This is a genomic window from Priestia sp. FSL W8-0524 (genome assembly GCF_038005965.1).
GTDB classification, from domain to species: domain Bacteria; phylum Bacillota; class Bacilli; order Bacillales; family Bacillaceae_H; genus Priestia; species Priestia zanthoxyli.
The window spans coordinates 1,696,755-1,708,185 of sequence record NZ_JBBOUG010000001.1 but is presented as its reverse complement, the minus strand read 5'-3'; the positions used below and the strand labels follow the sequence as shown (position 1 = coordinate 1,708,185).

Annotated in this window: 15 protein-coding genes; 4 read left to right on the top strand and 11 right to left on the bottom strand. The window is 37.1% G+C overall.

The features are described 5' to 3' along the window. Positions 1-12: 12 nt before the first annotated feature. Positions 13-765, bottom strand: coding sequence for an SDR family NAD(P)-dependent oxidoreductase (locus NST66_RS08555; RefSeq protein WP_176344160.1), 753 nt, complete (start codon positions 763-765; stop codon positions 13-15). Between the two features lie 219 nt (positions 766-984). Between NST66_RS08555 and NST66_RS08550 the strand changes: the two genes are divergently transcribed. Next, complete coding sequence (locus NST66_RS08550; protein ID WP_340843266.1) at positions 985-2,358, top strand: MATE family efflux transporter; 1,374 nt, start codon at positions 985-987, stop codon at positions 2,356-2,358. An 86-nt stretch (positions 2,359-2,444) separates the two neighbouring features. Here NST66_RS08550 and NST66_RS08545 read toward each other — a convergent pair whose 3' ends face one another. Continuing rightward, the gene (locus NST66_RS08545; RefSeq protein WP_025752053.1) at positions 2,445-2,723 is read right to left on the bottom strand and encodes an AbrB/MazE/SpoVT family DNA-binding domain-containing protein; all 279 of its coding nucleotides are present in this window, start codon (positions 2,721-2,723) and stop codon (positions 2,445-2,447) included. Between the two features lie 374 nt (positions 2,724-3,097). Further along, positions 3,098-3,478, bottom strand: a complete 381-nt coding sequence (locus NST66_RS08540; RefSeq protein WP_013056721.1) for a helix-turn-helix transcriptional regulator — start codon at positions 3,476-3,478, stop codon at positions 3,098-3,100. Between the two features lie 229 nt (positions 3,479-3,707). Here NST66_RS08540 and NST66_RS08535 point away from each other — a divergent pair, with 229 nt between their 5' ends. Then, the gene (locus NST66_RS08535) at positions 3,708-4,142 is read left to right on the top strand and encodes an Hsp20/alpha crystallin family protein (RefSeq protein WP_340843265.1); all 435 of its coding nucleotides are present in this window, start codon (positions 3,708-3,710) and stop codon (positions 4,140-4,142) included. A 42-nt stretch (positions 4,143-4,184) separates the two neighbouring features. Here the strand turns inward: NST66_RS08535 and NST66_RS08530 are convergent, their stop codons facing one another. Together NST66_RS08530 and NST66_RS08525 are read right to left on the bottom strand one after the other, a co-directional pair. After that, a complete protein-coding gene (locus NST66_RS08530) occupies positions 4,185-4,946 on the bottom strand; it encodes an anti-sigma factor (RefSeq protein WP_028413628.1) in 762 nt (253 codons plus the stop codon). Further along, on the bottom strand, positions 4,943-5,509 hold the full coding sequence (locus tag NST66_RS08525; RefSeq protein WP_176344161.1) for a sigma-70 family RNA polymerase sigma factor: 567 nt from the start codon (positions 5,507-5,509) through the stop codon (positions 4,943-4,945). Before NST66_RS08525 ends, NST66_RS08530 begins: the two co-directional genes overlap by 4 nt. Before the next feature lie 149 nt (positions 5,510-5,658). Between NST66_RS08525 and NST66_RS08520 the strand changes: the two genes are divergently transcribed. Further along, positions 5,659-6,057 (top strand): thiol-disulfide oxidoreductase DCC family protein, encoded by a 399-nt coding sequence (locus tag NST66_RS08520; protein ID WP_155008176.1) that lies wholly within the window; start codon positions 5,659-5,661, stop codon positions 6,055-6,057. Between the two features lie 159 nt (positions 6,058-6,216). Here the strand turns inward: NST66_RS08520 and proC are convergent, their stop codons facing one another. Genes proC through NST66_RS08500 form a run of 4 tightly spaced genes read right to left on the bottom strand, consistent with a single transcriptional unit; the run spans position 6,217 to position 8,991 of the window. After that, on the bottom strand, positions 6,217-7,020 hold the full coding sequence (proC, locus tag NST66_RS08515) for a pyrroline-5-carboxylate reductase (RefSeq protein ID WP_155008177.1): 804 nt from the start codon (positions 7,018-7,020) through the stop codon (positions 6,217-6,219). A 3-nt stretch (positions 7,021-7,023) separates the two neighbouring features. Beyond that, positions 7,024-7,686, bottom strand: a complete 663-nt coding sequence (bshB2, locus tag NST66_RS08510; protein ID WP_013056715.1) for a bacillithiol biosynthesis deacetylase BshB2 — start codon at positions 7,684-7,686, stop codon at positions 7,024-7,026. A 23-nt stretch (positions 7,687-7,709) separates the two neighbouring features. Further along, positions 7,710-8,057, bottom strand: a complete 348-nt coding sequence (locus NST66_RS08505) for a YojF family protein (protein ID WP_013056714.1) — start codon at positions 8,055-8,057, stop codon at positions 7,710-7,712. A 46-nt stretch (positions 8,058-8,103) separates the two neighbouring features. Beyond that, positions 8,104-8,991 (bottom strand): 5'-3' exonuclease, encoded by an 888-nt coding sequence (locus NST66_RS08500; RefSeq protein ID WP_028413632.1) that lies wholly within the window; start codon positions 8,989-8,991, stop codon positions 8,104-8,106. A 243-nt stretch (positions 8,992-9,234) separates the two neighbouring features. Between NST66_RS08500 and NST66_RS08495 the strand changes: the two genes are divergently transcribed. Further along, the gene (locus tag NST66_RS08495) at positions 9,235-9,546 is read left to right on the top strand and encodes a hypothetical protein (RefSeq protein ID WP_016763842.1); all 312 of its coding nucleotides are present in this window, start codon (positions 9,235-9,237) and stop codon (positions 9,544-9,546) included. Positions 9,547-9,596: 50 nt separating this feature from the next. Here the strand turns inward: NST66_RS08495 and NST66_RS08490 are convergent, their stop codons facing one another. After that, positions 9,597-10,397 carry a GIY-YIG nuclease family protein gene (locus tag NST66_RS08490; protein ID WP_028413633.1) on the bottom strand — a complete coding sequence of 267 codons (801 nt, stop codon included), beginning with the start codon at positions 10,395-10,397 and terminating at the stop codon, positions 9,597-9,599. Then, positions 10,397-11,326: a 2-dehydropantoate 2-reductase gene (gene panE, locus NST66_RS08485; protein WP_028413634.1), complete on the bottom strand. Its 930-nt coding sequence runs from the start codon at positions 11,324-11,326 to the stop codon at positions 10,397-10,399. Before panE ends, NST66_RS08490 begins: the two co-directional genes overlap by 1 nt. Positions 11,327-11,431: the final 105 nt, after the last annotated feature.

Below are 11,431 nucleotides of genomic sequence, written 5' to 3'. Positions count from 1 at the left end.
CCTGCACTTTTTTTAAAAGTTCATTTTTGACTGTCCACCGTCTACGTTTAATGTCGCACCTACTATCCATGAAGCTTGAGAAGATGCTAAAAAAACAACGGCGTTTGCCACTTCTTCTGGCTCTCCAAAGCGCCCTGCGGGTATTTCATTTTCAACAAACTGCTTAATCTTTTCCGGATTTTCATCCATTCTTTTTTTCCAATTACCCGTTTCATGCAAGATGCTTCCAGGCGCTACTCCATTTACACGAATTCCTTTAGAAATCATTTCATCTGCAAACGACTTTGTAAAGCTGATAAGCGCTGCTTTTGCGTTATTGTACGTGACTTTCCCTCCACTTTCTCTCCCAAAAATAGACGTAACATTAACGATTGCCGCATCTTTTGTCATACGAGCTGCTGCTAGCTTGCTCAAGTGGACAGCTGAAAAGTAGTTTAGCTCCATTGCTTCCTGAAAAAGAGATAAATCTGTTTCCATTGCCGTGCTTCCATTACTTCCTCCAGCGTTATTAATTAAAATATCAATACTCCCAAAGTCGTTAATGAATTTCTTAATTAACGCAACTCTATCCGCTTCGTTTGTTAGATCTGCTGTATATGTACGTACGTTTTCTAATTCTGACTGTGCATGCTGTAATGCTTCCTCTCCTCTTGCAGCAATTCCAACGTTTGCTCCTTCTTGAATAAACAAAGCAGCTATAGCTTTCCCAATCCCTTTTGATCCACCGGTAATGAGTACATTTTTATTTTGCAACTGTAAATCCACACGTATCCCTCCACGTTAAATGATAACTACTATACTTTCTATCATATCCCACCGCGTCTCAAAATTAAAATCATATACTACTTTACCTTTTACTTCCTTTCAAAGTGTGTTCTTTATGGATACATTCTTTGAATTTATTGTCAGAACTCTTAGCAAAAACAAGCCTTTGCGTGATATAATGCTTTTTGGTGTAAATGTTTTCAAATTGGGGGTTTTTTAATGCAACAAACGTTTTCAACGTCTCAAAAAGTTAAGCAGTTCGTTTTTATTTTATTTCCGATATTGGTCACCCAGTTTGGAATGTTTTCAATGACTTTCTTTGATACGATGATGTCAGGAAGAGTTAGTGCAGATGACTTGGCAGGGGTAGCAATTGGTTCGAGCTTATGGGTGCCTGTTTTTACAGGGCTAAGCGGAATTTTAATGTCTATTACACCAATTGTTGCACAGCTGGTGGGAGCTAATCAAAAGAAAAAAGTTCCGTTCTCTGTCATTCAAGGGCTTTATGTCTCCATTTTAATGGCCGCTGTTATCATTTTAATGGGCTTTTTTGTTGTTAGTCCTATCTTAAAAGGAATGAATTTAGAAGCAAACGTGATGCGCATTGCCAAACAGTATTTAATCGCTTTATCTTTTGGTATTATTCCGCTTTTTATTTATACGGTTTTACGAAACTTTATTGATGCTTTAGGGCAAACTCGTACGTCTATGCTGGTCACCATTTTAGGGCTTCCGATTAATGTGGCTTTAAACTATGTATTAATCTTCGGTAAGCTGGGCTTCCCTCACTTGGGTGGCGTAGGCTCTGGTTATGCAACGGCCATCACATATTGGTGCATACTTGTCATATCGATTTTAATTATTCATAAAAAAGAGCCTTTTTCTAGCTTCGGTTTATTTAAAAAATTTCACCGTATCTCATTTTCTGCCTGGAAAGAAATATTAAAAATTGGTTTACCTATCGGTTTTTCCGTATTTTTCGAAACAAGTATTTTTTCAGCTGTCACGCTGTTTATGAGCTCATATAATACCATTACAATCGCTTCTCACCAAGCAGCTATTAATTTTGCCTCATTTCTCTATATGATTCCACTGAGTATTTCGATGGCTTTAACAATCGTTGTAGGATTTGAAGCGGGTGCTAAACGGAATCAAGATGCACGAAGCTATAGCAGAATTGGTATAACAATTGCTGTTGGCATGGCTTTTGTTTGCGCAGGTCTTTTATTTACTCTTCGAGAATCCGTAGCATCTTTATATACAAAAGATGCAGAGGTGCTCGCATTAACTTCTCACTTTTTGATTTATGCAATTTTCTTTCAGCTTTCTGATGCTCTTCAAGCTCCTATTCAAGGTGCGCTGCGAGGATATAAGGATGTAAATGTAACCTTTTTAATGTCCTTGGTATCTTATTGGGTAATTGGTCTACCTTTAGGCATTGTGTTAGCAAAATACACCGATTTGCAGGCGTTTGGCTATTGGGTTGGACTAATTGCTGGGCTCGCTGCAGGAGCAACAGGACTTGCGTATCGTTTGATAAAAATACAAAAAAAGCAGCTGCTAGAGGAGGATAAATCTTCTCGAACGGCTTAAACCAAAAAAGAACGTTCTCAAAAGAACGTTCTTTTTTGGTTTAAAGATGGATGGATATTCTTCCTTATACTAAGACCTAAAACTTCTTATTTATTTAAGGTACGCTCTAACTCTTGTAAAAGCTGTTCCGCACCTTTTTTACTTAACACAACGTTTCCATTACCAAAGGTTAAGTTTTCACGCGTAATTTCCCCAGTTACTAAGCAAGCACCATACGGGCTATACTTTTGTAAAATAATAATATCTTCATCAACATATATTTCTACTGGATCACCTGTGTTGATATTTAAAATACGGCGCAATTCAATAGGAATTACTACGCGACCCAATTCATCTACTTTTCTTACAATTCCTGTAGACTTCATAAAATCCATTCCTTTCATAGTAAACAAATAATATCTTCTCGATACAAATCTAGTCAAATTCGTCAGAGTTGCTAAAACCAAAATGCTTGAATGATGGTCTGATAACGGTTTATAAGTTCTTAAAATATGGCAAATAACGTATTAAATAGATTTATATACACTTTGTATCATATCAATTCGTACACTATTTATGAATAGTGCATAATCTTTAAAATCGAATTCATCCATATATGTTAAAAGTGTGTATTTTATCCATAATATAACTATATATCCATCTTTTACACTACTTTGTACCCATTTTATAACTTTTATTCCGACATAAGACGACAAAATCAGCTATAGAAAAAACGTGTCTTTTCTAACTAAAGACACGTTCATTTGGACCCGAAGTTGTCACGAATAGCTTTTTGAATCATAGCTTCACACCGCTCCAGCTCTACTTTTAATTGTTTTTTATATAATTTAGCTTTCTCTTCTCCCTCATTTGTAAATGTATAATAAACCACTTCTTGAAGCTTCATTCCTTCTTTTTTACGCTTCACCTGTTTGAGGACACCGTCTTCAATCAAGTCATGAAGAGCTTTGTATACCTCAGAATGATTAGGTTTGAATCCAAAAGGTCGAAATTCATCTCTCAACACATCTAATAACCGAAGGCCATACAGACGCTCTTGCTCCGTCATTGTAATCATATATAATTTTAAGAAAGCACGTTGTTTTAATAGAAAACCACTGGATGTACGCTTTTCTCTCATCTCAACTTCCCCCTTCACATACTTGCTTTCATTTAGAATAATAGAAAGCTCTATACGTAATTATACTTTTTTTATTCTACATAATCCTTCTTTTTCACTCAAAATCTCTTTTTTTCCTCACATTTTTTCACTTATTTACGCATTTTTCTCATTCTTTGTAAGCAGGCATTGAATTTTCTTTTTTTCATATATATAGAAGGAATTTACGTGAATATAAGGAGGGGTTCCTTTGAGTAAAAAATATGAAGAGATTGATTGGGGTTCAATTCAGCATAAGGTAGAAGATATGCTTGGAAATCACTTTTGGAGCGATTTAAATCACATCTTGCCAAAGCGATTTCCAAACGTCGATTTATATGAAACCGATAAAGAAGGCATTATCGTCGTTGAAGTTCCTGGACTACATTCCACTAACGACATTCAAATTAAGTTGGAAGCAAATATATTAACAGTTGAAGGGAACGTTCCTTATGCTTATGAAGCATCTAAACAAAAGCTAAAGCTGAACGAACGCCATACAGGCGTATTTTCTCGCACGGTCAAACTTCCTTTTCACTACACGGACGAACCAGTTCGCGCTAAGTACAAAAATGGTTTATTGGAAATTCGACTGAATAAGATAGAAAATGATCAAACCATTGCTATACAGTTTGAAGATGATTAACTGCACGTAACAAAAACCCTTCTGCTAGCAGAAGGGTTTTTGTTAGAGCGCTGAACTTAACACAACGTTTCCTTTTGGCGTCTTATTATTCGCGTTCGGTTCTAAAGTAATGGCCATAACATCCCACTTTTCACTCTGTTCTTTTTGGCTCATCGTATAGACCACTGTCCCATTTCCATTTTTATCTGTTACAAAAGCACCTGCCGGGTGAGGCTTGTCACCTTTTATGAGCCATACCTGATAGACTTCATTCCCTTTTACATTTTTCAAGTTATTCGCTTGAATGACCACATTTAAATTTCCACCTTTTTTCGTCAGAGATGCTGTTGCTTCACCAGAAACATTCGGTTCTGCCTGCAGCTTCATCGTTTTCTCAGATGTAAGAGGTTCATTTTGAGGAGCAACCGAAACATTTGGTTCTTGTTTGCCTTTGTCTCCATCTTTCAACAGAAAGTAGCTGTTTCCTACAAGGGATAAAATAAGTGCCGCAGCTAATCCAATAATGACGGATTTTTTATTTGATTTCTTAGACGCAGCATATTGTTTTTCATTTTTTAAAGCTATTGATTCTCTCTTTGTCTCACCTTGATCTTCTTCGAATACATTTGCAAGTATTCGCTGTTTCATTTCTGGAGGAGGAGATTGCTCTGGTGTCAAATACGTTAGATCTCCAAGAACTTCCTCCAGTTCTTTTAGTTCATCCTGACAGCTTTGACAGTTTTTTAAGTGCATTTCAAACTCTTTTTTCTCATGGGAAGTCAACTGATCATTATAGTAATCAATTAGTTTATCGCACATACTCATGAATCAGCTCTCCCTTCTGCATCGGTACCTAAATATGTTTTTAATTTCCGCAACGCTAATCGCACCCTACCCTTTACTGTTCCTAATGGGATTTGCTGCTCTTCTGCTACTTTTTGCTGCGTTAATCCCTTAAAATAAACGGATTGAATAATCTTTTTTTGGTCTTCAGACAATTTTGATACAGCGTGCCGTACTCTCTGCTGTTCTTCTTTCCACTGAAGGTGCTCGTCAACCTGAGGATGATCATCTTCAATAAAATCAAAAATTTCTTCTGAGAAAATAGGATCGTTTTTTCTTTTTCTCACCATATCAATCGCGGTGTTTCTTGTAATCGTAAACAGCCATGATGAAAACTTCCCTTTTTCATCGCTGTAAACTCCCTTTCCTCTCCACAGCTTAATAAATACTTCTTGAACAGCTTCTTCAGCAATATCAGAGCTATTTGTTAACCGGTATACAAACGAATAAAGAATTCGCTCGTACTTGTCATACAGCAGTTCAAGGGCTTTTTTGTCTTGTTCTTTTATTCTATTGTATAAGACAACGTCGTTTTGCTCTTTCATACCCTTCTCCTTTAACTCTTATGAGTCCTTATTATATAATCGAATTACCTTTGCATTTGGATCACTTTCACATCTTTTAAACGTACCTTTATTTTTCAAAAATGACAAGTAATTATACTTTTTTTATGGAATAGGAGCGAAATTGTCCAATGAAACATTTGATTCTTTTTGATGGCATATGTAATTTATGTAACAGCAGTGTTCAATTTATTATTAAACATGATGAACAAGCTTTGTTTTCTTTCGCCTCTCTTCAATCAGATTTCGGAAAGCAGCAGCTCGCCTCTCACGGCTTACTTCCTGAGCAATTAGACAGCATTGTATATATCCATGGAAAACAAAGATATATAAAATCAACGGCTGCTTTAAAAATCGCCAAGCGCTTAGATGGACCCGTTAAATTTTTATATGCACTTATTATCATTCCTGTGCCTATTCGAGATATCGTATACAACTGGATCGCTCGCAACCGATATAAGTGGTTTGGCAAACAGCAGCACTGCATGCTCCCAACTTCTGATACAAAAAAGCGATTTGTCGATGACTAAAAAAGCTCGGCACATAGAGAAAAAACGATTCCAAAGAGGCATATTTTTATGTTAAGAAAGTCTATTCATAAAAAAATCCGAACTGATTCAACATTCTAATGAAAGAATGCTGAACTATAGTTCGGATTTTTTAGCTAACATATGGTTGTATGAGCTTTTTTAGCTTCCACCCATTGCTTTTTTATTCGTTGCTTCAATTGCCTGCTTCATTGTTAAGAAAAAGTCTTGTTCTTTCATCACTTTTAATCCTTCGGCAGTAGCGCCGCCTGGAGTTGTTACTTGCTCTCTTAAAGACGCAGGATTTTTGGTTTCATGCAGCATTTGTACAGAGCCATACATCATTTGAATAACTAAATCTTTGGCTGTTTTTTCGTCCACACCGTAAGCAGTCGTTGCATCAATTAACGATTCTGCAAAATAATATAAAAACGCAGGTGCACTGCCAGTTACAGCCGTTAGCTCATGTACTTCTTTTTCTGAACACTCATGTGCTTCACCAATTCCTTTTAAAATCATTTGAAGCACTTCTTTATGCTCTTTTGTTGCAGAAGTTCCAAGTGTATACAGGGACATCGATTGCCCAATCATAGCAGCTGTATTTGGCATAATCCAAGCGACAGGCGTTTCCTGAGGAAGGTGGTTTTCTAAATAACTCGGACCAATTCCTGCAGCTAACGTTACAACAAATTGCTGATTTAAATGAGTCGAAAGTTCCTTGAGAACGGAAGGATGCGCCTCGGGAGGCATCGCTAAAATAATAACGTCCGAATTGTCAACTTCCTGGCGCCAATTTTGCGTCGTTTGTACGCCGTACGTTTTTTCAACTCGCTGTAACCGACCGATATCTCCGTTGTTTGACATCACCACTGCCTCAATACTATCAGCGCTGCTCGTAACCAAGCCAGCCGCTACGGCTTCAGCCATTCGTCCTGCTCCAATAAATAAAATTCGCTGTTTTTTCATCTGTTACTCCCAGTTATATGTCCAGAATTCTTCTCTTGTTAATAGACGTTCCATTTGCGGATAGTCAGATAAGCGATCGAAGTCAATTGCGTTCATCATTCCTTCTGTTTGAGAACGATGGGCTTTTAACGCTTCAATTTTTTTATCTTTCATCGCTGTTACATCAAAAATAACATCTGGTTCTCCAATATGTTCAATACGATCTTTTGAAAACGCATGACACCAAACAACCGGACGCTTTTCTTTTGGCATACGTTTTACCGCTTGGATCGTAGCTGCTCCCGTGGCATTGTGATCAGGGTGTACTGCAAAGCCAGGGTAATGCGTTAAAATGTGAGTCGGCTTTACATCGTTAATAATTTCTTCAATTTTATCTGCAAAAACATCAATATCAAGAAATTCTAGCGTTTTATCACGAAGCCCTAGCATACGCAAGTCTTGAATGTCTAAAACGTTTGCTAAATCTAAAAGTTCTTTTTTTCGGATTTGAGGTAGAGTTTCACGGTTAGCAAACAGCGGTCTACCCATGTTTCGTCCCATTTCACCTAGCGTAACACAAGCATATGTAACGGGGGTTCCTTTTTGTCTAGCTTGCGTGATCATTCCTGCTGCTCCATATGCTTCATCGTCAGGATGCGGAAATACAATTAATAATCTTTCTTCCATGTTCTATTCTCCTCTCTTTTCTGTTATGAAAACGGATGTTCACTTAATTGAAGGGCAACTGCTAAACGACCTTCAAAGTCATGCCCTGCTAAAAGAAGTCTGCCTTCTTCATCAATTTCCCAATCTGTTAATCCCTCTGCATAAATCCATCCTAAATCAATTTGAAGACCTACACGATAAGGACCTTCTCCAGTTATCTTTCCGTTTGAAATAGTGACTTTACCATTACGAATAAAAGCCCCAACTGTCATTACTTTTTCATTTACGTGTGAAGCATATGCACCGTTTGTCGTTTCAAGGTGTACATATACGTCTTTATTTAAAAATGTTTGTATTTTTTTTTGAACTGTTTCTTTATGAATTGGTTGCACGCTTGTTACTCCTTTCTCATGTTCATAAATTGTATTGTACTAAAAATCAGGAGCGAATCCTAATGTTTAGTTCTAGACTTTGAATTTCTTTATTCCATCGTTCATAATCATACATAAATGTTAATTCTTCCCAATTCAACATACTGATTTCTTGAATGTCTATAATAATCTCAGCGAGTTCACGGCTAAGCATACCTAGTTCTTTTCCTTCTGCCAGCTTTTTTTTGTAACGATTAAAAGCTGGATCTAATTGTTCAATTTGTGCATAAATTTCATGGATAGAGCCATATTGTTGAATAAGAGGCAGTGCGGCTTTTTCTCCTACACCTGGAACGCCCGGAATATTATCAGATTTGTCACCAAGCAATGCTTTTACGTCCACCCATTGACGAGGATGAATATTATATTCTTCTTGAAAGTGCTTAAAGCCATAAACAAGATCGCCAACCTGCTTTTTAGCAATAATTTGCGAAATATGTTGATCTAGGAGCTGAAGCAAGTCTCGGTCGTTGCTATAGATGTACCCTGGACTTTGCTTTTCCTTACTCCACTTGCTTGCAAGTGCTCCAATTAAATCATCTGCTTCATAAGAAGACAATGACATTTGATAAATGCCTACTGTATCAAAAAATTGCTTTAACGTTTCGTACTGCTGAATCAGCGGATCAGGCAGCTCTGCTCTTGTTTGCTTATATAAAGCGTATGTATCTTTACGTTTTGTATCCTCGCGTTTAACATCCCAAGCGACGAAAATATGGCTTGGCTCATATTGGTGAATCAATGCATGCATTTTTTGAATCGTTACTCTCAGGGCATTCGTAAATTGGCCCTTACTGTTTCTTGTCAACGCTGCTTCATCTCTTCCATAAGAAGTAGCAAAATAACAGCGGCTTAATAAATTAAATCCATCAATTACTAATAGTGTTTCGTTCACATAGTCACGTCCTTTGAAAACTTTGCTCCTTTAGCTTTTAGAGCAAACATACTATAGCACTTGTTCTTTGCACGCGTCAATGAAGTGCACAAAGCTCAAAACCCGCCCATTTTTTTCTCTCAATGTAAATGTAGTATAAAGATGTTAAATTGTTGTTATGATTTATTCGTTTGACTTTTAGAACTTTTGACTATCCTATAAAATGAGGATGAAAGATCAATCCTACAAATGAAGGTGAAAAAAGTGAATAAAAACACGATGATTAAAACATTAAAAGTTATATCTGTTGTGTCGCTTCTCGCTTTGTTATTTATCATTGCTTATGATCGTTCCATGTCTACATCCATGATTATTTTGTTCAGTTCGCTCATTTTCTTTGTATTTGTACTTAGCGACTTTTTTTTCGATCGCAAGCCGTGGGGATTAAAAGGCCTTCAATTATATATATCACTGATGTTATTCATCATTGCCATTTTTGAAATGCATCAAGTTGTCAGTTCACTTTGCGTTATTTCCATTATGGCTCTACCAAAAGTTATTGACGAATTAGCTTAAGCGCGAATGATAAATGATAAAATCCATGATCACAATGATCATGGATTTTATTACGTTTTGAGTAATTTTTCAGAGATGCGAAGAGCTTCTTCTATGCCAAATTTACGCACTAAACTGATGGCTTCCTTTATTTCTCTCTTTTTCAAATCATGAGTCGGATTTAAATTTAACAACACTTGAATAACAACTAAATCCCGCATCGTAAACATCATATTCTTTTTCATATCTCGCTGAAATGTATACTGTTCTTTTAAGAGCCGGTCACTTATTGCTAACACTTTCGACTCCGGAAGATGTAGCTGCGCTCCTGCTTCTTGACAAGACCACAATTTTTTCACTCGATCTTCAGCATTCATATTTGCGACTCGTGCATATGTAATATCGCTGTTTTCTTGACGAATCTCTATCTCTTTTAACGTTGGCTTTAGCACCGTTTTTCGCTTAGAGACTTTTTTCTTGTTAACTCCTGTATCCCTGAGGACTCTGCCGTGAACAGTGTAAATGTCGTATTCATTTTCTCTTTTTACATCTTGTTTATTGTATTTTGGAAAATAACCATTCACAAGCATCGTTCTCAACATATCTAATTCTTTTTTTAATCCATGAACTTCAATATATCCAACCGCATGAATTTCTTTGTGGAATTTTTTTGTATTGCTAACACCTTTTCCTGCAACGTGAGCTCTTACTCTTTCTGATAGAGAGCCCGTCGTGGTTCCGATATACAAAAGCCGGCCGGGTTCATCAAAGAAAAAATAAATGCCGGGAGCGGAAGGCAATTGTCCCATTTCTGCTGTACTTAGCAGCTTTTGCAATACTTGCATGACTGCTAAATCAATTTTTGCTGTCATTATTTTTGATAACCTTTTAACATTTCTTCATATACTTTTAGATGCGTATGTACAGTTTGAAGAAGCGGTACGTGTATAGACGATTTTTCAGCTAACTTCAGCAAATATCCTTGAAGGTGGTCTCCTTCAATTTGAGAGCTTTTTTCCATGTCGCGCTGCATCGATGACTTCATGTCATACGTCATTTTGTCCATCGTATTCATATGCTGTTCAATGATTCCTTCGGCTAATGGTGCATCGTAGGCCATCATAATATTTTCCACTTCTTTAAAAAGTTCTTGCACAAATTGACGCCCGCCTTTTGCTGCTAAAACTGGTCCAACAGGTGCGCGCATAAGAGTAGTCATGCCTGACATAACCGTAATAAACAAATACTTATGCCACATATCCTGTTCAATATATGAACTTTTCACAAACGAAGCTTTTGTACCACTGAACGCTTGCTCAATCAGTTGTAATCGTTCTGTGTCCTTCTGCTTAAATTCACCAAATACAAGTCTGTGAGCAGGACTCGTCTGGACGACCTCTCCATCTTGGTTTAAAGTAGTTTCAATAAAGCACAGCCCTCCAATGACTTTCTCTTCCCCAAAAGCTTCCTGCAATGGAGCGACATGAGCCATACCGTTTAACAAAGGTATTACAACGGTCTGATTCCCTACAAAAGGACGGACATCTTCAATTGCTTGTGTAAGATGATAAGCCTTCGTTGTGAACAAAATAACATCATAAGGTCCTTTTACCTCAGATTTTGTAATAGCTTGTACAGGTGAAGTGAAGTCACCGTGTGCACTTTTAATCACAAGTCCGTTTTGTTCCAGCTCTTTTTTTCTGCGTTCTCTGACAAGGAAAGTAACATCTTCTCCTTTTTCCACAAGCCTGCCTCCAAAATAACCGCCAACGCCGCCTGCGCCTAAAACTAATATTCGCATAACTTTTGCTCCCCTTTTCTTTTTCTTTTATTGTAGCACAGCTAGTTTGAAATTTTATAATATTCTTATTTCATTGTATTTTGAGTTTTCTACAAAAGATAGCCA